The sequence below is a fragment of the Pseudomonas sp. NPDC089396 genome (genome assembly GCF_044749545.1).
GTDB lineage: Bacteria > Pseudomonadota > Gammaproteobacteria > Pseudomonadales > Pseudomonadaceae > Aquipseudomonas.
Window position 1 is genome coordinate 65,800 of record NZ_JBIVIC010000015.1, and the last position, 24,787, is coordinate 90,586.

Sequence of the window (24,787 nt, forward strand, 5' to 3'; positions counted from 1 at the left end):
ACATGAGGAATATTCGTGATGAACAAATTATCCGTGGAAGACTTGCTGAAAGAACTGGCTAAAGAACCCAAGACCTTTGGTTGTGATGCGGTGCTGGCCTTCGACAGAAGCATGACCAATAATTTATTGATGCAGGAATATATCGATCGGTTTGGCAGTGACAGTTATTTCCCTCCGCTCAATAGCGAGATCGAAACTCATGCAGGCCTGACCTGGCACCAGATGCGCGGGTTCATGCTCGACAAACCGCGTTTGTCATTCGAGAACGCGTCCATCAGCGACTCCAAGGCCCGGCTTACCTTGCGCATCGTGGGTGGCAAGCAGTTGGAGATCAACCAGTCTCTGGGTTCGACGGTCAAGCGCCTGACCCGGCTGGCCGCAGCCAACCCATTGCATGGACCTTCGCTGATCTTCGATATCGACCTGAAAAAAGTGACCGGCTCGGTCGATTCGGCGGGGCGGGTGGTATTGGATTTATCGCAAGGCACGTCTTACACCTTCACGGGTGTCGACACAGCGCTTGAACGAACCAAGATGGGGGAGCACTTCAAGCAGTTGTTCGAAAGTTGGGATGACGATAAAAAGGTTTTTGAGCTGAATGAGCTGAAGGTCAAGGATGACGATCTGGTTCAGCCGGGCAACTTCGTGATACGTACACATCCCGCGCCTGGCGCGACGTTGGTACGGTCTGAGGATTTTGGCAAGGGCGCGGTTTTATTGTTCATTTCGATGAAAGGGCGAGAAGGGGGCTCCCCCCCGATCAGGGATGAGCAACTTCCTTATCTGTTACCCGACGCAGAGCCGCCGTTCTCGGCCAATATGCTGCTATCGCATGAATATTTGTTGGAACATGTGCTGTTCAACAAATTTGATGAGCTTGAAGGGCTGGAGCGCTTAGAGTTTGAACTACAGAATGACGTGCGTGGGCCTTTCAAGAAGCTGGTCGCTAAGAGTGGGGACTGGCTCGTAGCTGCGACATGGGACGAGGAGGAGGTAGATAAACGCATTAGAAGATGCAGTTCATTGCTGAGCAAAGTTAGTTTGGCTTCGCAAACCCCTCTCAGTTTTGAAATCAAAGAAACAGCCTCAGCGCTGGAGGCAGTATGGGAAGGTGTGTTTACTCCGAACTGTTCAGTGTTTGACAGTGGACGGGGGGGGGAGGGCCAACAGAGCGCCCGTGCTGATGTCCCGATCGGCTGGAAGTGGAACTGCAGTTACAAATTCGAAGTCGTAGAGGACGAGCTTGGTAAGCGGTTGGTTTTCCGCGCAATGCCTGGGGAGAATCTGTCATTGACGTTTGATTTTCCTTCTGACTTTAACCAGGGTCGTTTACCTCCCACGACGGCAAAGCTCAAACAACTGCTAGATGAGAATATCAGCAGGAGATTTGCTTCAATCACAGCCCCGTTGCTCCACGCCTCCATCGAACTCGACGCCTTCCGCCTCAACAGCCTGCTGTTCAGGACCCATGACGTGGTGCAGTTCAGAGAGTCGCACTGGCCCGGCGACCTGACACTGCTCAGCGATCTGGCGCCCGACCGGACTGCCTTTGCCGTTGTTCCCCAGGAGAAGATCCTGCTGGCCGGTGCAACGCACATGTTCACCGTGGAGCCAAGCACGCCAGGTGTGAAATGGTCGGTGGCCAACCTGCCGGACGAGCAGGGCAACCCCGGCTCCATCGACCCCGATACTGGCAATTACCAGGCGCCCGCCGTAGCGGACCTTGACGGCGATTTCAGGCGAGTGGTGGTGACGGCCAGCACGGCCGATGTGACCAACAAGTCGCTTGTCAGCGTGGTGGCGCGCGATGTTTCCGTCTACCCGATGGTCGTCACGGTAGGTTTCAGCGGTAAATACACCGTGTCTGCCAGCACCGTGGACGGTTCGCCCTTGACCTGGAGAATGGGTGATGGGGCGCTGGGCGCTTTGGAAACGGACCCCAACCCTGACCCTAACGTTCAGGACAGCAGGATCTATGTCGCCCCTGCCAGCGCGCCACCGTTCGTGCCCGACAAGCCGTATCACGAATACGTCATACGCATGGATCAGATCCAGGTGTCACGGCCATCGGCACCAGCGCAGCCCATCGATGTGTTGATACCCATCGCCCAAAGCAGCAGTTACTGGCTGGAGGCGGAAGCTGAAGGCGACTCGGTACAGCTGCGGTTCTTTAACCGCAACGCCAGAGGAGTAGTCATTGAAGTGCCGCAGGAGCAGGCGCGTTGGTACCTGGTCAGAGGCGAAGGTGATGTCGTTGATGGTCTGTTCACACCGCAACAGAACTCCACACAACTCTTTGCCGTGATCGTGGCGATGCGTAATCCCGAAGAGGATTATGAGGAGGGTGAGTACTTCAGATTCGCCACCATGATCGTGCCTGTTCCCTTCGTCAGCAGCGAAGACTTCGTTGCGCTGCTTAAACACGCGCCTAAGGAGGCATGACCATGGCTGACCATTCCAAAGAAGCGCTGCTCAAACGCCTGGCCGAAGGGAGTGTCCTGCACGGCTGGGGTGCGATCGTGGCAACCGACAGGGCGCGACTGAACCTCTTGCTGCGTGATCAGTTTCTGCAAGGCCTGGCCGACCTCAAGCTGATGGAGCCCTATACGGGCACCTTCGCCATCGAGGAGGGCGACCAGGTCAGGGTCACGCTGCGCAACCTGGTACTGGGACCACCGCAGTTGTCGTTCGAAAAAGCCGTGCTGGGCAGTGCGGACGTCAGTACGCGCATGAGCCTTATCGCGGGCGAGTACACGCTTGAATTGCATCCCCCTGGCGAGCCGCCGATTGTCAAGGAAGCGTTCACCTTGCGTGAGGACATGGGCTTCACCTTGGATGCCGAAGTCACGTTGAGCGTTCGCATGAGCGACACCGGGCAACGCGCGACTGTGAACCTCGAGCTGGCCAACGGCCGTGATTTCAGCTGTGGACTGGGCAGCACAGCTGTCGCGCGCAGTCTGATCGGTGCGCAGCTGAAGGAATCCATCATCGGTCAGTCTTCTTACCGCCGCTCTTATACCTTGGGCGCTTTCGACCTCGAGGATTATGGGCCGTTGAGCCCGCGCCACCTGGCGGTGATGACCCAGGCGGCGCCATGGAGTGCCGAGGCCGGGCCGGACCGTCAGGGCGATGGCTGCATGGCGTTGTTCATGCAGTTGGGGATCAACCAGCGTAGCGGTACGTTACCCGTTCCGAACAGTGATTTCCCCTATCTGTTGCCGGATGAGGGACAGAGCCTGGCCGAAGGTATTTCGGGCACGCTGGTGGTCGACTCATTCATCAAGCAACTGGACTGCAACGAAGCGGATAAAGCGCTCGCCCCCTGGCGGCTGCCCAACAGCCGTGCCTACAAGCGGCACGCCAATGAAGAGTACCAACCCAAGGACATCGTGGTATTCGGCCAGATCGCCGCAACCACCGCGACCTTCGAGGTGGACCCGCCCATCGTGCAGGTTACGGCGGGTGAGCAGCAGCAGTTCAAGCTGGTCGGCGACGGTAATGTCGGCAGCTGGTCCGCCCGTAATATCAGCCTGCCTTTGGCCGTGGGGCCAATCTCCGATGCGGGCGCTTATCAGGTGAAGACTGAAAACCAGTTCGCCCAAGATCAGCAACTGGTCGTTGTCACCGGTCAAATTGGCCAGGATGAACAAGGGCTACGTCGGGCTGCCCTGGTGGTGGAGTCGAGCCAGGCGGTGCAGATTGCCCCGCGGATCGTGGCCTGGGCCAAGGGCTTGCCGCCGATCGAACTCAATACGGCCAACAGCGATGCCAACCCGCTGACCTGGAGTTTGGTCGACAGTCTGCAGGGCTCTTCAGGTGCCAAGGTACGCACCGGGGCAACCCAAGCAGCGGCTACGCAAGCCCCGTTGGGTGAGCTGGTCGATCTTGGCAATGGGCGGGCACGGTTCACCCCTTATCCCCCCGACAAGACCGACCCACAGATCCTCATTCAACTGATTCGTGCAACGGACCGTGTCACGGGTGCCTATGGCGAAACCTCGGTCATCATCATTGCCTATCCGCAGTACCTTTCCGTCGAGCCTTACCATGTGCCCAAGCTATCTTCTGCAGAGCCCGTGCAATTCGCACGCAAGACCCCAGGGGATCAGAACGCTGACGCGGTGTACACATGGTATGTGGTCGGCGAAGGGATTATCGACAACAGTGGCAAGTTCACCCCGCCGGCTGAGCCTTCGCGCCCGGCCAGCGTGGTGATACTCAACCGCGACGACGAGGATGTCGGTTACGCCATCGTCGAGTTCGCCAAGCATGCCCCGTCATCGGTGTCGGCCGCGCGCTGGAAGGACCTGTCAGTTTTCGGCATCGAAGTGTTGGGCAGCACCGAATGCTTTGCCAATGGTCTGCAGCAGATCGCGCTGCGTATCACCATTGAAACCGCCACGCTCGATGACGGGGAGCACCCACCGATCAGCGATGTGGAACTGGCTTCGCTGCGTCTGTTCAGTGTGGGTACCAATGCTGAGGTCAGGTTCCTGGAGCCGGATGAAGAAGGCCTGCTGATTCCCGATGACATCACCCAGGGCGACTGGGCGACCAACCTCGCGAAAAACCGCTTCGACCCGCCCGGGCGATTTGCCCAGGCCAGCGCGGTGGCGCCGCGGCAGTCTTCACCCGGTACGCGGGTCAAGGACCTCTATGTGCAGACCACCTACCGTGGCGTGCAGAAGTTTCGCGCAGAATTTCAGAACGAAACCACCAAACGGTGGTTCAACTCGGAAGCATACGATCCCGGCGCTGGGGCCAAAGTCGTTGACCTCAAGGGCAATCCACCTGCGAACTACTCGATCGAGCGTTATCAGTTCGAGCGTGATCGGGTCAGCGATGATGGAGGAACGGTCGAGGGCGATGAGTTCTCCTACGTCGACCGATCACTCGATTACTGGCGGCTGCCTTATGTGCGCAAGCTGGATGAGAGCGTGATGAAATTCAGCATGCTGCGCCTGACGGTCGACAGCAATGTATCGACGATCAAGTGGGAGTCCGAGCATTTCAATGAAACGTACTTCAGCTATACCGGCATGGCGTTCTACCCCAACTACAGAGACAACCTGAAACCCACCGAAATGACCTTCGATGGCCAGTTGTGCCGACTGGCCAGCCAGCAAAAGGCGAAATTGGACAACGGCCTGGACCAGAGCAAGCCTCCGGCGCAGGGCGAATTGCTCTTCGGCCTTTATCGGGTACCGAACTTCAACTTCTGGCATGACGGCCAAGGCAATGAAGACCAACGCTATCGCGAACTACTCGACCGGCCGGTGGAGTTCGAATTGGTCGACCAGGAAGGCAACCCTCACAAGTTGAGAGTCGCCTTCCAGACCAGTGGTGAAGGGGCTCGTAACACACTGGTGCTGTCGATGCGCTAACCGCCCGAGATCCCGCTCTTGGGCGGGGTCTGCTTTTCATTTTGCAGAATGATGTCACCCAGGAGGTCTCATGAGCCAGACAGCCGTTCATTCCAACGCCTTCAACTTCCTCAGTTTCCTGCAAAACAGTGTCGATCCGCGCACCGGGCAATACACCCTGGCCATTTCCCTGCCGGAACTGGTGGGCAACTACCTGATCGGCCCCAGCCTGCCCCTGCGCCTGGCCTTCAACCCCTTGAACGTCCAGGATTCCGGGTTTGGCAAGGGCTGGGACCTGGCCCTGACCCAGTACGTGGTCAGCACCCGCGCCCTGAGCCTGCACACCGGCGAAAGCTTCACCGTCGATGGCAGCGGCCCGCAGCCACGCATCAGCGAGAAGAAGATCGACAGCTTCCACTTCCATGATGATGGCGACAACCAGTACCGCGTGGTCCACCGCTCTGGCCTGATCGAAGTGCTCTCGCCCTTCGGCCCCACCAATGCCAAGGTGTGCCTGCCCACCCGCGTGTTCGCCCCCTCTGGCCACTGGCTGGACCTCACCTACGATGCGCATCCGCAGTTTCCCCAGAGCTGGTGCCTGACCCGCATCACCGATGGCACCGGCCTGGTGTTGCTGACGCTCGACTACAGCAACAACACCCGCGTGCGCCTCGACCTGCACCCTGATCACGGCAGCACGCCCGGCACGCCCAGGGCCCGCTACGAGCTGAGGTTCACCGGCCGTGAGGTCCGCGAAATCGTGTTGCCCACCGAAGAGCAGGCCAGCTGGCGCTTCGAATACCGCACCGTGCAGAACATGACCTGCATCAGCAAGGTGCAAACCCCCACCGGGGCCGAAGAGGTCGTCGGTTACGGCGAACGCGGCGACCTGGGGCATCGCCTGCCGGGCACTGACCGTTACCTGCCCAGGGTCACCAGCCATGTGGTCAAGCCGGGCTTCGGCCAGCCGGACATGGAAACCCGCTACCGCTACACCGAAGGCAACTTCGTCGGCAATGCCAGCGGCATCACCTGGCGCGATGACGGTGCCGACAACCTCTATCGGGCCCAGCCGGACTATCGCTATGGCTCGACCCTTGAGCACCATGAAGGGGGCGTTGCCGTACGCACGGTCACGCAATCCTACAACCGCCATCACCTGATGCAGCTGCAAACCACCGAGCAAGACGGCCATATCGAAGAAATCGAGACCCTTTACCACGAGGTCGACGGGGCGAGTTTCGAGGCACAGCCGAGCTATTTCCAGTTGCCCAAGCGCACGACGCGGCGCTGGTCTTTTCAAGACAATGTGCGCGAGGAAGTCGAGGACACCGACTACGACGGTTTTGGCAACCTGATCGAGCAGGTGCAGGCCACCGGCGTCAAGACGACGTTTGCCTTTTATCCAGCAGCCGGCGAATCAGGCAGTTGCCCTCCAGACCCACACGGGTTCGTCAGTCATCAGAAGAGCAAGACCGTGTGGCCCGATACCTCCGGTGAAGAGGGCGCGGCGGTTTTGCGCACGCTGTATCGCTACAAGGAACTGCCCGTGATCGCGGTGCCAGACGTAACGTCGACGCAGGGGCCGGCTGCCTATTGGGTATTGCCTTGGGACGAGCAATTGGTCGAGGTAAATGGGCAGCAGGAAACGCTGTTACGGGTAACCTCCCAGAAGCATGTCAGCGATCCATCCGATGTGCTGGGTTATGGCCGCCTTTGCGAAACGTGTACAACCCTGGACCACAAGGATACCCTCATCGAGTATGCCTACAGCCGTGAGCCCGACAACCCTGACCCGGTGTTGGTCACCACCCAGACGATCACCGGTTTCGATCACGACGTAGAACTGCCCGACGGCTCCAGGCGTCATGCCCGCAAAGTCATCACCCTCAAGCAGTCCATGCTCATCGACGAGCCATTACTCAACCGTGATGACAACGACGTGGAGATTGAATACCAATACGATGCGCTGGCACGCGTAATTCGCGAAACCGTAGCACCCAATGATCCGCAGTATGTGGCTTCACGCCACTACAGCTATGTGCTGACTTCCTCGCCGGGGCAGCAGGCCTTGCAAACCATGACCGACGTCAAAGGGGTAACTACCCGCACGCAGCTCGATGGTCTGCAGCGCGTGGTAGCGCAGCAGCGCCAGGATGCCGACAACCTCTCACCGGCCGCACGCGCCGAGTTTCGGGAAATTTACGCTGCGCGGTTCGATGCGTTGGGTAATCTGGTTGAAGAAATCAGTCATGACTGGCTGGAAGATGATCAGTTAAGGCTTAGGCGCACGTTCGAATACGATGCCTGGGGGCAGCAACGTTGCGAAACCGGCCCGGATGGGGTGAAACAGTTCGAAGTCACCAACCCGATCGGCACGGCTGCCTCAAAATGGCTGCCTATCAAGGAGAGCTGGCGCGAATCGGCCGATGGAAGCAGCCGGACTGGCATAACCGTGACCTGGTTGAACCTGTTCGAGGAACCTGCACAGATCGAACGTTTCGATGTGCTCGGCCGTTCGATCAGTGTTCAGCGTTTTTACCATGACGGCCTCGGCAGGCTGGCCCGCGAAATCGATGCGCGTCAGGCAGTCACGGATTACCGCTACGATTGCTTCGATCGATTGCTGACAAAGACGCTGCCAGATACGGCTGTCGTGACCCGCGCTTACGCCATTCACAGTGCTGAAGACCTGCCGGTCTCGATAGACGTGGATGGCACGGTGCTGGGCGAGCAGCAGTTTGACGGGCTCGACCGCTTGGTGCTTGCGACTACTGGGGGGCGCAAGCGCGTCAGTAGTTATGCGCCCGGACAGCGCCAACCCAGTCACGTGATCACCCCTTCCGGGCAGCAGATCGATTATGAATATCGACCCGCACTGGGGGAGGAACCTGTCCTGCGTCGGGTTCAGCAGGTGACGGGCGACTATGAGTACGATTCGCAAAACGCGCGCCTGATCTACTGTCGCGAACAAGGGGTCGAACTGAGGCGGGATTACTTCAGCACGGGGGAGTTGAAGACCGAAACGTTGAGCCATGACGGTGTGCCGTACTGCATGAGTTATGTGTCTAGTTTGCAGGGCCTGCAGTTGCGCTATACCGATGTGCTGGGCCAGACCCAGGAGTATCGTTACGACGAGGCCGGGCGGTTACATAGAACATGGCTCGCAGAGGTCAGTGCAACTTTCCAATACGATGACCTGGGGCGCACGTCATCGATCCTCACCGAGGCAGACGGCCAGTGGTTACTGACAGAACTCGAGTACGACGATTTCGAGCGTGAAATCCTGCGTCGATTCATCACTGAGGATAGCCTGCAGGTACTGGAGCAAGACTATGACGAAGCGGACGCCATTATCAGCAAGACGTTGAGTGATGGCGAAGGCGGGATATTGCGCGCAGAGTCTTTCGAATACGACGAGCGGGCCAGGCTGGTGTACTACGGCTGTGAGGGTGAGTTGTCGCCAGTCGACCCCTACGGCAAAGTCATCGTGTCTCAGATGTTTGAATTCGATGCGTTGGATAATATAACTCTGGTCGTCACCCATTTTCCAGGTGAGTCGGGTATGGAGCGCGACTATGCCGAGTACCAGTTCGACAATGAAGACCCGTCGCAATTGTCTGCTATCACGCATACCCATGCTGATTACCCTGCTTCAATACCGCTTTATTACGACAAAGACGGCAACCTGATTCAAGACGAACAGGAGCGAATACTGGACTACGATGGGCTCGGTCGTTTGCAGAGCGTTGCGCAACCTCCGGGAACGACATTGGCTACTTATGGCTATGACCCCCTGGATCGTTTGAGCAGCCAGGGAACTTAGCGTTCATTGACTGTGGATCTTACTGTGCGCCCCGTGTTGTGAGCGAATCACCGCACGGGGCGCACGTCTGTGTGACGGTTGGGAAGTGTCGACCTAGTAAAAATGCTAGTTGTGAGCGTGCCGCTGTTGCGATTCAATGAAGTGCACCCTGTTCATTTGGGTATTACCATTTCAAGGGTAGAGGGCGATCAGGTCATGAACACACCTATGAATAAGCTTGCGCCTGGCGAGCAGGCACGTCAGGCAGTGCGTCTTGAAAGAATACGGCGGGGTAAAGCCCAAAAAATGGAAGATGATATAAAGCCGCCCGAGATGGAAGAAGCTGCATTTGCGGACGCGCGGGATGGCACGCTGTGGAGTAGGTTGCTGCGGGACGAAAACTGGAAGCTGACATTGCAAATTCCTGAGTGGCTAAACTTGACGGACCCGAGGCGTGGTGTAGATGTAGTGAAAGTCTACAAGTTGCTGGATGCTGAACAGGTCTTGCATGAGGGCGAATATACGACGGATGATAAAGACAAGTTTCCCCTGCAGATTGGAGTCGATCACGCCACGTACAATCGCTGGGGGGACGGCCCCCATGATTTTGTGTATGACTTGAACCTGGTAAATGGTGGCCCAAAGCGTTCCTTGCCGTTAACGCTGCGCTTCGATCGAACGCCGCCGTACGACGCAGGCTTGCCGGTGGCGTTTCCTGATCTCCTGCCGATTCTGGAAGGCAACATCAAAATAGTAGTATTGAACTTGCCCGAATATCCCGATTGGGCGCAGGGCGATAGGGTTGCTTATTACTGGCTAAAGCTCAGCGAACCCCCGGAAGATCTTGGGGAGCTTGAGTACGTCGATTTCGTCGAGGTCGACGCAGTTCCGAAGGATCTGCCTGTGCCCGAAGATTACATCAGGGAAACTGGCAATGGCGGTATTTACGCGATCTACCAGTTGTTCGACAAAGCCGGTAACCCGAGTTTCCCGTCTGTGTTCACCAGGGTGGGCGTGGCCTTGGGGGACCTGCCAGCAAATTTGCTGCCGCCACGTGTGCCGCTGGCGCCGGACGCTGCGGATAATCTTATTGACGTAGCCGATGCCTTGTTGGGCGTCGAAGTGGAAATCGACGAGTTCGATAACCATGACCCGGATGATGAGATCAATATCACGTGGGGAGGTACTGAGCTTGGCTGGGAAAGGATCGGCAATAGGAAGTTTCCTCTGCAGATTCCTGTTCCTCACAGGGTGCTGCGTGAAGAATACGGTAATGCCACCACGGGTAACAAACCGACCAATGTCAGTTATGCGCTTCGCCGTGGCACCGTGCCGCAAGGGGGCGATGACATTGATATCCTCGTGAACTTCGAAATCATCGAGCGCGACCCGGGGGTGGACCCGATTCCCGAATGGCCGAACCCCGTCAATCCACGGTTGCCGCTACCGGATGTTTACGGGAAAGGATCATCGGACGCCAACGTGCTGTTGCCCGAGCATGAAGGCGATGATGCAGAATTGAAGGTTAAGTTGTATAGCGATATTAAAGTAGACGATCTGATTGCGTTTTATTGGAAAAACCAGCACATCATGGAAATTGATTACACCATCACGGCAGCCGATACGCCGGATGACGAGATTTCGCTCACTGTGCCCTGGAAATACATCAAAGAAGGCGGCAACGGTGTCGTGCCGGTCTGCTACAAGGTTACCCGCCCTATGGTGCCCAATCCCGGTATCTCCGGTAATCAGGATGTGGATGTAGACACCATTACGATCAAGCCGGACATGGCTGATTTTGAACGCGGACCTTCTGCGCCTCCAGGGTGGGTGAATTGTGACTCTTTGTTCGCAGATAAGGGAAATCCAGATCCGCGCGAACCTGCAGTAAGAATAATCGTACCGGATCTGACGGGGTATGGGCTTGCGGCAGGTAGCAAGGTAAGTATGCTCTGGGAGGCATTTCAGGGTGCGGATGACACCCCATTGCCTGGAGCCAATAAGCCTGAGGAGATTACGCTGGGCGTTGAATATCCGGTGACAGGTTTTACTTGGTATGTTCAGCCCTATGTCGACCATATTGAGCCTATCTATGTTCCCGGGGATGCTGCCGGAAGTGCACTAGTAACCTACGCCTTCCAATATCAAGGGAGAATCGTAACATCCGAACCACTCTATATCATCGTAGGTATGTACGACAACAATGGTTCCTGCGCTCTGCCTCTGCGGAAAAAGTAGCGGTTTTTTACGCAAGCAGCACTGCATAACCGTCGCGCGAGTGCCATGTAGGATTTTTGAGCCTTTTTATAAGAAAAATCCTACATAGCTGTAGGACTGATGCTCTGTAAATTTAGCCACCTTTCATTCGAGGCCTTGGGCCTTGGGTAAGTTTGGCATTTACATAGGGGTGTTTTATACATGAGCATTCACAGCAGATTCGAGCTAAGCCCACTGGCGCGGGCACTCGCCTTGATGGTTGTCGGCTCGCTGTCTCTTGTGGTCAGCCAGCCGGCACAGGCCACGACGGTAGTCGACGATCAATTGGCCATTGATGGTGCGACACCTGTCGATGACTACCGTGTCAATCAGGGTGCGACACTGGTCGGTGATGGCGCGAGCACTGCGCACATCCGTGCAGAGGCTGGCGCGTCGGTGACGCTGAACAATACCCAGGTTTCAGCCACAGGGCTGAACACCGGTCTTACACTTTTCGGCGCTACTGCAGCTATCGGTGGCAACAGCAGAATCGTCAGTGAGCGTATAGGGCTGGTAGTGGGTCTTAAGCTGAACGATTTCTCTACAGGCAGTACCGCGACCGTTACCGATAGTTATGTCGAAGGGGCCACCGGCGGTGCCACGGTATCCGCTAATTCGACATTGATCCTGCAGAACAGCGAATTGGTTGGGAGCGGGGCGGGTAGCCATGCCGCGACGCTGTTCGGCAATGCCACCTTGCAAGCCCAGGGAAGCCGCCTGACAGGGGCCGCGCAAGGAATCCAGGTGTTCTCCGACACGCTGGGTACCGGGGCGAACGTGACGCTGGTCGGTACCCGGGTAGAGGGGCTCGATGGCTCGGCCATCGTGGTTGGCGACGAGCTGGGCGCGGCGTCGGCCAACATCGAGGTGCTGGAAGGATCGACCCTCGTCGGTAGCAACGGCACCTTGCTCGAAGTGGTCGGTGGTTCGGATGCGACCATGCGCGTGAGCAACAGCCACTTGGTGGGGGATGTGCGTGTCGAGGCGGGTTCAAGCGCCGAACTGACGTTGGAAAACCAATCCAGCCTTACTGGTCGCCTGGAAAATGTCGAGCGTCTGGCCCTCAACAATGGGGCACGCTGGAACATGGTGGAGGACAGTGCACTCAAGAACCTGGAGATGTCGGGTGGCTCGGTGCGCTTCGGTGAGCCTCTGCAGTATCAGCGTCTGACGCTGGAGAACCTGTCCGGCAGTGGCACGTTCATCATGGATGCTGACTTCAGCACCGGCGAGACCGACTTCCTCGATGTGACCGGTACCGCCACCGGGCAGCACAGCCTGCTGGTGGGGAGCAGCGGGGCGGATCCGGTTGCGGAGAACCAGCTGCACCTGGTGCATGCCGAGGCGGGCGATGCGAGCTTCTCGTTGGTCAACGGGCGGGTCGATCTGGGGGCATTTTCCTATGAGCTGGTTCAGCGAGGTCAGGACTGGTTCCTGGACGGCTCACGTAAAATCATCAGCCCCGGTACCGCATCGGTGATGGCCTTGGCCAACACGGCGCCAACTGTCTGGTATGGAGAACTCACCTCGTTGCGCAGCCGCATGGGCGAATTGCGCCTGGATGAGCGCAAGTCAGGTGCATGGGCCAGGGCCTATGGCAACAAATACAATGTTTCTTCGGCTTCCGGTACGCCTTATACCCAGAATCAACAAGGCTTCTCGCTGGGTGCCGATGCACCGTTGCCATGGGGTGACGGACAATGGATGGCCGGGGTGATGGCTGGGCACAGTACCTCGGACCTGAGCCTGTCGCGGGGCGCCGATGCTGATGTGAAGAGTTATTACCTGGGGCTGTACACCACCTGGCTGGATGCCAGCACTGGGTACTACCTCGATGGTGTCCTCAAGGTCAACCGCTTCGACAACCATTCGAAAGTCGACCTGAGCGATGGCAAGCGTACCGAAGGTGATTACGACAACATGGGTGTGGGTGGTTCGGTTGAATTCGGCCGGCATGTGAAGCTGGCGGACAACTACTTCATCGAACCTTTCACGCAGTGGTCGTTCGTCAATATCCAGGGCAAGGATTACAGCCTCGACAATGGTCTGCAGGCATCTTCGGGTGATACGCAGTCGTTCATGGGCAAGGCCGGTGCCACTGTCGGACGCAATTTCGACTTTGGCCAAGGGCGGATTGTGCAGCCGTATCTGCGCATGGCTTACGTGCATGAGTTTGCCGACAACAATGCAGTCAAGGTCAACAACCATCGCTTCGATAATGACCTGTCCGGCTCGAGAGGCGAGCTGGGTGCAGGGGTGGCGGTTACCTTGATGGACCGTCTGCAACTGCATGCCGATTTCGACTACAGCAACGGCGAAAAAATAGAACAGCCTTGGGGCGCCAATGTGGGTGTCCACTACAGCTGGTAAACAGAAGGAAGGCTTCGGCCTTCTTTTTTTTTGAGTGTCAGCGGAGGTTCACATCATGGGCATAATCCTGTCTGACGGCACCCTCGTGGAGGAGCTGGAGCCTCCCGAGGTCCCGGCGATGATGGAGGACATCCCAGGGGGGGCGCCTGGCCTGTTGCCGATTGCGGCGCTGGGGAGTCCCTTGCTCGTGGTAGTGCCCATGTGGAATGAGTCCAATCCACGGCCTGGGCGCCCGGAAGTGGTGCGGGTCTTTTGGGGTGACGATGTCGTGTCCTGTCGAGAGTGGGAGGCGCCGGTTCTCCCGGAGGAGCTTGAGTTTCATGTGCCTGTCGAGGTGTTGGTCGAGGGTGTGCATAAGGTTTCATATGACCTCAAACTGGCCAACACCAATCTGCCGACCCCCTCGCTGGCGCTGACCCTGACCATCGACAGGACGCCTCCGTTGTTGAGCGCAGAAGATGAGGGAGCCTTGAAGTTTGATCCTGAAGTCATCGGGGAGGAGGGCGTCAGCTACCGATATCTGGAGGAGAACGATGACCTGTTGGTCGCAGACGTGCCGGCCTACCACACGCCGATGCCCGGCGACCGCATCCTGTGGTACTGGGATCGCCAGCTCTATGACTATGAGCTGGTCGATGAGCGCACGTTGTATCAGGAGGACATGGGCAAGCCATTGCAACTGGAGTACAGCGGCGAAATGATCCGCGAGCGTGGAGACGGAGCGCGCTTCGCTCATTACGAACTTTACGACCGTGCTGGCAACAGGAGCGCACGCTCCCGGCAGGTTCAACTGAATGTGTCGGCTACACCGCCGAGCAGGGTCTTGCAGTGGCCGCAGGTGTCGGATACTAAAGGCTCAGGAGAAGAGGTCACGTTCGACCTGAACGCCTTCAATGGCGGACTGTTCGTGACCGTTGCGCCTGAGGCCATCATAGAGCCGGGAGAAACCGTCGCAGTGCAATGGGCCGCGCCGGGCGCCGTGGGCAGTTTCACCACCGATGACGACTCGGCCAAGGCCGGCCAGTTTCCGATTCCCGATGACAAGATTTCAGCTCACTCTGCAAAGGTCATCCCGGTGTACTACGAGGTGACTGATTTGAAGGGTGTGAAGCATCCCTCGGCGCTACGCCGTGTCAGGGTTTCGCGGTTGACGAGCGGCTTTCAGGCGGCGCAGATCAAGGAGGCAACCACCGAGAGGCTGTATCTGAGTGATGTGGGTACGTCCGCCACCATTACCTTGGCCACCTGGTTTCTGATCAGCACCGATCATCGAGTGACGCTCACCGTGACTGGCCCTGCGCAAGCAGGCGGCAGCGTCACGTATCCGGTATTGACGGCCCATCCCGTGTCGGTTGCGGAAATGGATAACGGCCTTGGAAGCAATGGGGATGTGACTGTACCGAAAAGCTTTCTGCAAACATTGGCGAGGGGTCAGCAGTTCAGCGTCCTGGTCATGGTCAGTTTCGATGGCGGCGAGACATGGCCAGCGGAGCCGAATTTCCCGGCCTTGTCGCCGACCTTGTTCGACTGATCCAGCTCAAGGGTGGGCGAGCTGCAAAGGCTGGATGATCTCGGCGGTGCTGCCGCCATAGTCATTGATAGTGGTGAAGCGCACGCTCGGTGTTCGTGGCGTGCGGATATTGCCCAGTGAGTAGGACTGCGTTTGCATAGGCAGTGCCATGGCACTGGATTGGATTTGTTCGGTCTGAGTGCCGTTGATGACCTCTAGGCGCCCGAATGTGTAGTGGTAGGGGGATGGGTTGTGGACCTGCAGGTGCAGCGTGCCGCTCTCCTCACGCAATGACCAGCGCAAATCCTTGATGTAGTCGTTGGGAGAACCTTTGAGCTGACTGGGGCGATAGAACACTTTCAGTCGAGTGCGCAAGGCGATGCTCAGCGTGTTTTCGTCTTTTGCGTCAGTGTGAGGAATTTCCTGGACATTGAAGTAGAACAACGTTTCACGATCTTGCGGCAACGTGTTGCTCAGTGCGCTGAGCTGCACCAGCTGTTTCTTTTGCGGATCGAGGCGAAACAGTGTGGGTGAGGCGAGAATTGGCACCGCCGTGGTGGTGTCGTCGGTTTCGGTGTTGACCCAGGTCTGTACCGCATAGGGGCGTTCGCTTGGGTTGGCGACCAACACTGAAGTATTGCGTTTGTCACTGTCGTAAACGATGCGGGTGGCGTTGACGGTCAGTGCAGCGTGCGCCCCTGGCAGGGCGACGCTCAGGCCGATTGCCAGGGCGGTCTGACGCCAGTTGAAGAAGCGATGTGACGTGGGCATGTAGAAGGGACCTGCTTAAGGCATTGTTGAGCATGGGAGAACGCCGGGAGGAGGTCGCCCGGCGTGGGTATTCAGCGGATGGCGACGACGAATTCGATGTCAGTCTCGGCGGGGCCAGTGTCTACCGTGGCAGCGGTGGAAATGTAGGAAGCATTGAAGCCAATCGTGGTGACTGCGGTATCACTCAGTGCATAGCCCGTAGACTCCTTGCCATGTTCAATGACCGTGGCACGGTAGTCGCGGATTCTCAGGCCAAGCCCCCGGGCGCTACCTGACTTGAGTGCGTAGTCGGTATTGCCGCCGCCAGTGGCGCCGTAGCGGGAGACGAAGGTGATGTAGGCACTCTCACCTGCACCCACCGTGCATTTGCTTGGGTCGATCATCAGGCCGAACGGGCGGGTAGCCGCTTCAGTTCCGATGCTGCCGAACTGGTCAGGATGCACCGTGCCCATGTTCAGGCGATTGGAGATCACGCCAGTGCCTGGATCGATGATCTCAATTGGGCAGGTGCTGCTATCGACTTTGCCGTAGAAGTTGATGTCGCCGGTGTTGGCCAGTGCAGTACTGCTCGCCAGGCAGATGCCGAGGCCGATCATGATTTTTTTCATGTAGGAAATTTCCTTGGTGGTTAGGGACTATGTCGAGCGTGTTTTGTTTCAAATGGGTTTGCCCGCTTAGGCAACGGACGGCGAACAGACTACTTACAGGCGAGGCGAAGAGGCGTCGGTGGTTTCTGCTAAAGGTAAGGATAAGGCCACAGATAATGGTGGTGAGTGCGTCACCACTGCACAGGAGCTGTAACAGAGGAGGAAAAATCATGAGAAGGAAATCTGAAAAGTTGAGCAGCTATCACTTGGTTTTTTACTGGAGCACGAAAGTATTCAACGAGCGCTGGAGTGCTTGTTATCAGCAGCTTGGCGATACGGTGGATCCCTACAATGAAGTTATCGTTTCGGAAGAAATGCAGGGGAATGGGGCCTGGGAAATTTCAGCGGAGCAGTTAGGCACTCCAAAATTGAGCCTTTACGATGATTTCATAGATCACAAGTTGGTCGTGGAGAGAAAAATTGTTCGCGCGGTACGGCTGGCACTGAGAAAAGAAACCGGTAGCAATGCTCGGCAAATGTTGCGAGTCCATACCTGGGGTGCGTCGCTGGGGAGCAGGCTCAGCGCAACCATTGTGAACTATTCGAACATTGCTTGGCGTTATCAGGCCAATGATGCAAGCAGAGTCAGAATAGAATGGGCCAAGGCCGAGGATTTGCAGCTGACGGTCGAAGGAGGTAACGCTGAACGATTTCGTCAGTTTTATGAGTCGCGAAAGTTAATGCGCTTGTTTCGTGTGCCCGAACCTGAATCGAATATTTTGAAGAATGTGGGTTGGCAGCTGTTGGCGCTCGATAACAAAGTCATTATTCATTTGGGTAGGCCAAATGCCCCGAGGGCGCTTGCACTCCTGTCACCTCCCGAAGCTGAAGATGGTTTGCTAGCTGTTTCGTTTACGGGCTCCGCTTTTCCTATTATCTACTTAAGGAAGCCGCCAAAAGACTTGGATTGGGTCAACTATCTTCTGTGTCCGTTGAGCGGCGCAACGCTCGTCGAGCAATACTATCGTTACGCCGCCGGAGATTATATAGCTCGGTATCAGGAGCCTGCACAGCCATCAGATTCCAGTCGGCTGGAACCTCTGGCCGTGTCGCCACTCGCTCACATACTTTCCGCAGGTGGCCCAGAGGTGCTGCTTGAGTCAGAGACTGGCGTGGGTTGGGCATTGGTCGCTGGCTACCATGGGAAGGTGGAGTCGAAATCAGGTCGCACTTTTTACCTGCCGCCCGCTCCATCGTCATCGGTAGTTTATACAAATCCAGGTGAAACGCTTATACCGGCGGCGTCAAAGGAAAGTCTTGCATCTCCGGTTGACGTCGACAGGGTCAAGGCCTCGCTTGGGCAACGCTCGGAAGATGTATCTTTTGTTGCCTGTAAGGTGACACCGACCCACTTTATCCGGGTTTCACAGCAGGGAATGGATCTACGATTGCGCTTTTGTTTCGTGAATATCCGCGGTGAGGAAAAGGAAGTATCGGCCGAAAATACCAGTTGGCAAATACTGGCCGGAAACGGTGTCATTGACTCCCGAGGTATATTCAGCATTGCGACGCAGGAACCAACACCGCACACCATCGTCATGGCCGTGGACAAATCCAAGGATGACGAGTGGCGCTGGGCGGTTACCGTCATCCCTATGCCACTGTTCAGCAGTGAGGATACAGAACGCTTCTTCAGCGACTGATCATCTCATCCCAACGGGGACTTGTTGCATCAATGCTGGATGTCAGTCGGCGCCTTGGTCAGCAATTGCTTCGCTTGATGCCAATCGAAAGGTTGGTTGTTGACTTCGGCTTCATGACGGCGCTCTTCCAGCGTCTGGTACAGGTCAAGCTCTTCATCGGGCATGAAATGCAGGCAATCACCGGCGAAGAACCACAGCAGGTCGCGCGGTACCAGATGGGCGATTTGTGGGTAGCGTTGAATGACCTGGCAGATCAGGTCCTGGCCCAGGTACTGGCTTTGCAGGGGATCCTGCGGCAGCAGGGTGAGCAGCTCGTCGAAGCGCTCGAGAAACAACGCGTGGCTTTCCTCCGGGACCTGTTCGGCCTCACCTAGCGCCACCAGGATGGTGCGCAGATGGTGGAGCAGTTGCAGGTGGTATTCCAGGTTGGGGTTGGCCATGGAGGGGTCCTCGGGGTGATTGAAACGGGCGCGGAGTATACGCCCGTTGAGGCTGGGGTGGGAAAGAGGGGTGGTTGTTTCCGGCCCATCGCCGGCAAACCGGCTCCCACAAGTACCCCACTGAGCCTGAGAAAAGTGGGGTTTCTCTGGGAGCCGGCTTGCCGGCGATACGGCTGCACGGCGGCCCCGTTATCAGCGCACCTTGCCAGACTCCGGCAGCAGTTGCGCCTTGTCGAAGGCATCCACATCGATCACCGCCCGGCGTGCGATTTCCGCCTCCTGCAGGCGCTGGCCTTCACTCGGTTGGAGCACGCCCGCTGCAACCGCTGCTTCGATGACTGACTGACCCGGCGTCGGTTGCAGCGTGCCATCCTTGATAGCTTGGCGAAGTGTCTTGTGCAGTGGCACGGCTTCATCCAGCAAATCGCTGGCTCGCTGCAGTGCCGCCACCGGATCGCCTTCGGCCTGCGGACGGAAGCATCCCGCCAGCAACTCCTCCAGTGCCGGGTCGCCTTTGGCCCGGCCGATCAGCGCGGCCACCTCGGCATCCAGCTCATCGCTCGGCCCGGTGTGACAACGACCAAAGGGGAATACCAGCACCCGTAGCGCGCAGCCCACAAAGCGGTTGGGGAAGTTATCCAGCAGGCGGTCCAGTGCGCGCTCCGCCTGGCCCAGGCTCTCCTCCATGGCCCAGCGTAGCAACGGCCGCATATGTTCCGGCGAGCCCAGGTCGTGGTAGCGCTTGAGTGCGGCAGAGGACAGGTACAAGTAGCTCAATACATCGCCAAGCCTTGCGCTCAGCCGTTCCCGGCGTTTGAGTGCGCCGCCGAGCAGCATCATCGACAGGTCTGCCAGCAGGGCGAAGGCCGCTGCCTGGCGGTTCAAGCCACGGAAGTAGCCCTGGCTCAAGGCGTCCCCCGGCACGCTTTCCAGGCGGCCCAGGCCCAGGCCGAAGATCAAGGTACTGGCGGCGTTGCCGGCGGCGAACATGATGTGCTTCATCAACAGCTCATCGAACTCCCTGAGCGCCTGGTCGCGATCCTCGCGCCCGGCCAGGGCCATTTCACTGAGCACGAACGGGTGGCAGCGGATCGCGCCCTGACCGAAGATCATCAGGTTGCGCGAAAGGATGTTGGCGCCCTCGACGGTGATGAAGATCGGCGCACCTTGCCAGTTGCGGCCCAGGTAGTTGTTCGGGCCCATGATGATGCCCTTGCCACCGTGCACGTCCATGGCGTGCTGAATGCATTCGCGGCCACGTTCGGTCAGGTGGTACTTGAGAATCGCCGACAGCACCGACGGTTTTTCGCCCAAGTCCACGGCCTTGGCGGTGAGCAGCCGGGCGCTGTCCATCAGCCAGGCGTTGCCGCCGATGCGCGCCAGCGACTCCTGGATGCCTTCGAAGGCTGCCAGCGGCACGTTGAACTGCTCGCGGATGTTGGCGTACTGGCCGGTCACCAGGCTGGTGTACTTGGCAGCGCCTGTACCCACGGCGGGCAGGGAGATCGAGCGGCCCACCGACAGGCAGTTCATCAGCATCATCCAGCCCTTGCCGAGCATGGCCTGGCCGCCGATGAGGAAGTCCAGCGGGACGAACACGTCCTTGCCGCTGTTGGGGCCGTTCATGAACGCCGCGCCCAGCGGCAGGTGGCGCTTGCCGATTTCCACCCCGGGGGTGTCGGTGGGGATCAGCGCCAGGCTGATGCCCAGCTCTTCTTCCTCGCCAAGCAGATGGTCCGGGTCGTAAGCCTTGAACGCCAGCCCCAGCAGGGTGGCGACCGGGCCCAGGGTGATGTAGCGCTTTTCCCAGTTCAGCCGCAGACCGATGACTTCTTCGCCTTGCCATTGGCCTTTGCAGATGACGCCGGTGTCGGGCATGGCGCCGGCGTCGGAGCCGGCCAACGGACCGGTGAGGGCGAAGCAGGGGATCTCATCGCCGCGTGCCAGGCGGGGCAGGTAATGGTTGCGCTGTTCGTCGGTGCCGTAGTGCAGCAGCAGCTCGGCCGGGCCGAGGGAGTTGGGCACCATCACCGTGGACGCCAGATCGCCGCTGCGGGTGGCCAGCTTCATCGCCACCTGGGAGTGGGCGTAGGCAGAGAAACCTTTGCCGCCGTATTCCTTGGGAATGATCAGGGCGAAAAAGCCATTTTCCTTGATGTGCTGCCAGGCTTGCGGTGGCAGGTCCAGGTCCTGGCCGATCTGCCAGTCGCTGACCATGGCGCACAGGGCTTCCGTGGGGCCGTCGATGAAGGCCTGCTCTTCGTCTGTGAGTTTGGGGGCCGGGTAGGCGAGCAGCGTGCGCCAGTCGGGGCGGCCGCTGAACAGCTCGCCGTCCCACCACACAGTGCCGGCATCGATCGCTTCGCGCTCGGTCTGCGACATGGGCGGCAGGGTGCGCTGGAACCACTTGAACACCGGGCCGGTGAACACCTTGCGTCGCCATTCCGGCAGCGCCACCAGGGCGATTTTTACGGCCAGGACGATCCAGATCAGGGTCAGCAGCCAGCCGGGGGCAGTGCTGAAGATGCCCATGAGCAGCACGTAGGCCGCCATGATGCCTAATATCTGCAAGGGCGCGAGGCGCCGGTGCGTGAGGTACGCCGCGCCGATCACCAGCACTACCAACCACAACAGCAACATAATCGGTCCTCCTTGGAACCAGGGGCTTGGGCCGTCCCACAGAGCTTAGACGCAACGCAAAGAACGGCAGGGTCAGAACAGTGACAGGGTGGGGCGGCGGGAGTTTCAGCGGGTCTGCGCCTGTACCGGCCCTATCGCCGGCAAGCCGGCTCCCACAGGAAGCCCACCGAACCTGAAGCGGTGGCTCACCTGTGGGAGCCGGCTTGCCGGCGATAGGGCCAGTACAGGCGGAGCAGGTCTGGAGTAGACTCACCCCTCTGCATTCATAAGGACATTGCCATGCTGAAGATCTGGGGCCGCAAGAATTCGAGCAATGTGCGCAAGGCGCTGTGGATCGCCCACGAGTTGGGCCTGGACTTCGAGGCCATCGACGCCGGTGGCGCCTTCGGTGTGGTCAACGAGCCGCATTACCGAGCCCTCAACCCCAATGGCCTGGTGCCCATGCTCGAAGATGGCGACCTGGTGCTGTGGGAGTCCAACACCATCGTCCGCTACCTGTGTGCCGAATACGGCGCAGAGCAAGGCTGGTACCTGGACGACCCGCGTCAGCGCGCTCTGGCAGACAAGTGGATGGACTGGACCACCTCGTCTTTTGCCACCCCGTTCCGCCCGCTGTTCTGGGGCCTGCTGCGCACGCCCGAGGCGCAGCGCGACTGGGTAGCGATCAACGCCGCACACAAGCAGTGCGCCGCATTGCTGTCCATCGCTGACGCCACGCTCGCGAAGCAACCCTATCTATCCGGTGACCAGATCGGCATGGGCGACATCCCACTGGGTAGTTTCGTCTATGCCTGGTTCGAAATGCCCATCGAGCGCCCGGCCATGCACCATCTGGAAGCCTGGTACGAACGCCTGAAGCAGCGCCCGGCCTACCAGGCTGCGGTGATGACCGCGCTGACCTGACCCTGCTTCGATAGTCATTATCAATAGATGTGACTGTACTTGTGCGGCTTGGCCTTGCACCATGGCCGCACTCACTGCGCCAGTGATTTCGCCTGGCGTGTCCTGAACCATTCTTTATTCGGTACGTGACCCGCTATGAGTTCCGCCCTGTCCATCCGACAGCTGACCAAGACCTACGGCAACGGCTTCCAGGCCCTCAAGGGTATCGACCTGGATGTCGCCGAAGGTGACTTCTTCGCCTTGCTCGGTCCCAATGGCGCCGGCAAGTCCACCACCATCGGCATCCTCTCGACCCTGGTCAACAAGACCAGCGGCACGGTGAACGTGTTCGGCCACGACCTGGACCGCGAGCCTTCTGCGCTCAAGCGCTGCCTTGGCGTGGTGCCACAGGAGTTCAACTTCAACCAGTTCGAGAAAACCTTCGACATCGTCGTGACCCAGGCCGGCTACTACGGCATCCCGCCCAAGCTGGCCAAGGAGCGCGCCGAGCAGTACCTGACCCAGTTGGGGCTGTGGGATAAACGCGACGTGCAGTCGCGCTCGCTGTCCGGTGGCATGAAGCGCCGGCTGATGATCGCCCGTGCGCTGATCCACGAGCCACGCCTGCTGATCCTCGATGAGCCGACCGCCGGGGTCGACATCGAGCTGCGTCGCTCGATGTGGAGCTTCCTCACCGAGCTCAACCAGAAGGGCATCACCATCATCCTCACCACCCACTACCTGGAAGAGGCTGAGCAGCTGTGCCGCAACATCGGCATCATCGACCACGGCACCATCGTCGAGAACACCAGCATGCGCAAGCTGCTGGGCAAGCTGCATGTCGAGACCTTCGTGCTTGACCTCAAGCAGGACCTGGCCCAGGCACCGATCCTTCAGGGCTACCCGTGCCGCCTGCTGACGCCGCACACCCTGGAAGTGCAGGTGGAGAAAGATATCGGCATCACCGCGCTGTTCGGCCAGCTGGCGCTGCAGAACATCGAAGTGCAGAGCCTGCGCAACAAGACCAACCGACTCGAGGAGCTGTTCGTGTCCCTGGTGGAAAAAAACCTGTCGAAGGTGGCCGTATGAGTGTGGAGCTGCGCACCAACTGGGTCGCCCTGAATACCATCGTCTACCGTGAAGTGCGGCGCTTCCTGCGCATCTGGCCGCAGACCTTGCTGCCGCCGGCGATCACCATGGTCCTGTACTTCGTCATCTTCGGTAACCTGATCGGTCGGCAGATCGGCGACATGGGTGGCTTCACCTACATGCAGTACATCGTGCCGGGGCTGATCATGATGTCGGTGATCACCAACTCCTACGGCAACGTGGTGTCGAGCTTCTTCGGCAGCAAGTTCCAGCGCTCGATCGAAGAGCTGATGGTGTCGCCGGTGTCGCCGCACACCATTCTCGTCGGCTATGTGCTGGGCGGCGTGCTGCGAGGTTTGGCGGTAGGGGTGATCGTGACCATCCTGTCGATGTTCTTCACCGACCTGCAGGTGCATCACCTGGGCGTGACCGTGGTCGTGGTGCTGCTGACCGCCACCATCTTCTCGCTGCTGGGCTTCGTCAACGCCGTGTTCGCGCGCAATTTCGACGATATCTCGATCATTCCGACCTTCGTGCTGACGCCGCTGACCTACCTGGGCGGGGTGTTCTACTCGATCAACCTGCTGCCGCCGTTCTGGCAGACCGTGTCGCTGGCCAACCCGGTGTTGCACATGGTCAACTCGTTCCGCTACGGCATCCTAGGGGTGTCGGACATCAGTATTGGGACGGCGATCACCTTCATGCTGGTGGCCACTGCGGTGCTCTATGTACTGTGCGTTCGCCTGCTGGTCAGCGGCCGCGGCATGCGCGCCTGAGGCCTTGAGTTTGCGCCGGCGCCACTGCCGGCCGACCCACCAGCGCCAGTACAGCATGGTGGTGAAGTAGGCCACGATGCCCAGCACCACCCCGCATACCACCGAACCCAGCAAAAATGGCTGCCACAGCGTGGCCAGCTGGTCGGTGATCCATTCGAAGGTCAGTTCGTCGGGCAACGTGCGCGGCGGGACCTGCATCAGCCAGGCACCGGTCATGTAGGTGACGAAGAACACCGGTGGCATGGTCAGCGGGTTGGTCAGCCACACCAGGCTGACCGCGATCGGCAGGTTGCCGCGCACCGGGATGGCCAGCGCCGCCGCCAGCAGCATCTGCATGGGGATCGGGATCAACGCCGCGAACAGGCCCACGCCCATGGCCCGCGCCACCGAATGGCGGTTCAGGTGCCAGAGGTTCGGGTCATGCAGCAGCTTGCCGAAAAAGCGTAGGGACTTGTGTTCCCGAATGCTGGTTGGATCCGGCATGTACCGTTTGAAAAGTCGGCGCGGCATGTAGGCTCCTGGCGCGTTGATCGGGGCAGTATGCCTTGATTCCATCTCAGGCTCGTTCAGAGTTTGTGACAATTGTTGAGCGAGC

14 protein-coding genes and 1 pseudogene are annotated in these 24,787 nt (G+C 58.7%); 10 read left to right on the forward strand and 5 right to left on the reverse strand.

Annotation, left to right across the window (positions count from 1 at the left end; genetic code table 11):
* The first annotated feature begins 18 nt into the window (after positions 1-18).
* The 6 genes from ACIPZB_RS23040 to ACIPZB_RS23065 all read left to right on the forward strand — a co-directional run bounded on the left by ACIPZB_RS23040 (position 19) and on the right by ACIPZB_RS23065 (position 15,325).
* The gene (locus ACIPZB_RS23040) at positions 19-2,442 is read left to right on the forward strand and encodes a hypothetical protein (protein ID WP_400642843.1); all 2,424 of its coding nucleotides are present in this window, start codon (positions 19-21) and stop codon (positions 2,440-2,442) included.
* A 2-nt stretch (positions 2,443-2,444) separates the two neighbouring features.
* Positions 2,445-5,384: a hypothetical protein gene (locus ACIPZB_RS23045; protein ID WP_400642845.1), complete on the forward strand. Its 2,940-nt coding sequence runs from the start codon at positions 2,445-2,447 to the stop codon at positions 5,382-5,384.
* A 70-nt stretch (positions 5,385-5,454) separates the two neighbouring features.
* Positions 5,455-9,189, forward strand: coding sequence for an RHS repeat domain-containing protein (locus ACIPZB_RS23050; protein WP_400642846.1), 3,735 nt, complete (start codon positions 5,455-5,457; stop codon positions 9,187-9,189).
* Positions 9,190-9,300: 111 nt separating this feature from the next.
* On the forward strand, positions 9,301-11,406 hold the full coding sequence (locus ACIPZB_RS23055; RefSeq protein WP_400642848.1) for a hypothetical protein: 2,106 nt from the start codon (positions 9,301-9,303) through the stop codon (positions 11,404-11,406).
* Positions 11,407-11,586: 180 nt separating this feature from the next.
* A complete protein-coding gene (locus ACIPZB_RS23060; RefSeq protein WP_400642850.1) occupies positions 11,587-13,794 on the forward strand; it encodes an autotransporter outer membrane beta-barrel domain-containing protein in 2,208 nt (735 codons plus the stop codon).
* A gap of 55 nt (positions 13,795-13,849) precedes the next feature.
* Positions 13,850-15,325 carry a hypothetical protein gene (locus tag ACIPZB_RS23065; protein WP_400642851.1) on the forward strand — a complete coding sequence of 492 codons (1,476 nt, stop codon included), beginning with the start codon at positions 13,850-13,852 and terminating at the stop codon, positions 15,323-15,325.
* A gap of 6 nt (positions 15,326-15,331) precedes the next feature.
* Here the strand turns inward: ACIPZB_RS23065 and ACIPZB_RS23070 are convergent, their stop codons facing one another.
* A complete protein-coding gene (locus tag ACIPZB_RS23070; protein WP_400642853.1) occupies positions 15,332-16,075 on the reverse strand; it encodes a molecular chaperone in 744 nt (247 codons plus the stop codon).
* A gap of 71 nt (positions 16,076-16,146) precedes the next feature.
* A complete protein-coding gene (locus tag ACIPZB_RS23075; RefSeq protein ID WP_400642854.1) occupies positions 16,147-16,683 on the reverse strand; it encodes a fimbrial protein in 537 nt (178 codons plus the stop codon).
* Between the two features lie 209 nt (positions 16,684-16,892).
* On the opposite strand from ACIPZB_RS23075, the gene ACIPZB_RS23080 reads away from it, so the two are divergent.
* Positions 16,893-18,365 (forward strand): hypothetical protein, encoded by a 1,473-nt coding sequence (locus ACIPZB_RS23080; protein ID WP_400642856.1) that lies wholly within the window; start codon positions 16,893-16,895, stop codon positions 18,363-18,365.
* A 29-nt stretch (positions 18,366-18,394) separates the two neighbouring features.
* Here ACIPZB_RS23080 and ACIPZB_RS23085 read toward each other — a convergent pair whose 3' ends face one another.
* Complete coding sequence (locus ACIPZB_RS23085) at positions 18,395-18,805, reverse strand: PA2817 family protein (protein WP_400642857.1); 411 nt, start codon at positions 18,803-18,805, stop codon at positions 18,395-18,397.
* A 192-nt stretch (positions 18,806-18,997) separates the two neighbouring features.
* Entirely contained in the window at positions 18,998-21,445 is a 2,448-nt protein-coding gene (locus ACIPZB_RS23090; protein ID WP_400642859.1) for an acyl-CoA dehydrogenase, read from the reverse strand.
* A 279-nt stretch (positions 21,446-21,724) separates the two neighbouring features.
* Between ACIPZB_RS23090 and ACIPZB_RS23095 the strand changes: the two genes are divergently transcribed.
* From ACIPZB_RS23095 to ACIPZB_RS23105, 3 genes are all read left to right on the forward strand, one after another.
* Positions 21,725-22,348: a glutathione S-transferase gene (locus tag ACIPZB_RS23095; protein ID WP_400642860.1), complete on the forward strand. Its 624-nt coding sequence runs from the start codon at positions 21,725-21,727 to the stop codon at positions 22,346-22,348.
* 135 nt (positions 22,349-22,483) lie between these two features.
* Positions 22,484-23,416, forward strand: coding sequence for an ABC transporter ATP-binding protein (locus tag ACIPZB_RS23100; RefSeq protein ID WP_008096463.1), 933 nt, complete (start codon positions 22,484-22,486; stop codon positions 23,414-23,416).
* Positions 23,413-24,192 (forward strand): ABC transporter permease, encoded by a 780-nt coding sequence (locus tag ACIPZB_RS23105; protein ID WP_027919460.1) that lies wholly within the window; start codon positions 23,413-23,415, stop codon positions 24,190-24,192. The genes ACIPZB_RS23100 and ACIPZB_RS23105 overlap by 4 nt, the downstream gene beginning before the upstream one ends.
* A 12-nt stretch (positions 24,193-24,204) precedes the next feature.
* Here ACIPZB_RS23105 and ACIPZB_RS23110 read toward each other — a convergent pair.
* A pseudogene (locus tag ACIPZB_RS23110) lies at positions 24,205-24,702 on the reverse strand (DUF2062 domain-containing protein); the annotation flags it as partial.
* Between the last annotated feature and the right edge of the window lie 85 nt (positions 24,703-24,787).

Coding starts and splice junctions, on each gene's coding strand:
- ACIPZB_RS23040 (WP_400642843.1), top strand. CDS start 19: ATGAACAAATTATCCGTGGAAGACTTGCTGAAAGAACTGGCTAAAGAA.
- ACIPZB_RS23045 (WP_400642845.1), top strand. CDS start 2,445: ATGGCTGACCATTCCAAAGAAGCGCTGCTCAAACGCCTGGCCGAAGGG.
- ACIPZB_RS23050 (WP_400642846.1), top strand. CDS start 5,455: ATGAGCCAGACAGCCGTTCATTCCAACGCCTTCAACTTCCTCAGTTTC.
- ACIPZB_RS23060 (WP_400642850.1), top strand. CDS start 11,587: ATGAGCATTCACAGCAGATTCGAGCTAAGCCCACTGGCGCGGGCACTC.
- ACIPZB_RS23065 (WP_400642851.1), top strand. CDS start 13,850: ATGGGCATAATCCTGTCTGACGGCACCCTCGTGGAGGAGCTGGAGCCT.
- ACIPZB_RS23070 (WP_400642853.1), bottom strand. CDS start 16,075: ATGCCCACGTCACATCGCTTCTTCAACTGGCGTCAGACCGCCCTGGCA.
- ACIPZB_RS23075 (WP_400642854.1), bottom strand. CDS start 16,683: ATGAAAAAAATCATGATCGGCCTCGGCATCTGCCTGGCGAGCAGTACT.
- ACIPZB_RS23080 (WP_400642856.1), top strand. CDS start 16,893: ATGAGAAGGAAATCTGAAAAGTTGAGCAGCTATCACTTGGTTTTTTAC.
- ACIPZB_RS23085 (WP_400642857.1), bottom strand. CDS start 18,805: ATGGCCAACCCCAACCTGGAATACCACCTGCAACTGCTCCACCATCTG.
- ACIPZB_RS23090 (WP_400642859.1), bottom strand. CDS start 21,445: ATGTTGCTGTTGTGGTTGGTAGTGCTGGTGATCGGCGCGGCGTACCTC.
- ACIPZB_RS23095 (WP_400642860.1), top strand. CDS start 21,725: ATGCTGAAGATCTGGGGCCGCAAGAATTCGAGCAATGTGCGCAAGGCG.
- ACIPZB_RS23100 (WP_008096463.1), top strand. CDS start 22,484: ATGAGTTCCGCCCTGTCCATCCGACAGCTGACCAAGACCTACGGCAAC.
- ACIPZB_RS23105 (WP_027919460.1), top strand. CDS start 23,413: ATGAGTGTGGAGCTGCGCACCAACTGGGTCGCCCTGAATACCATCGTC.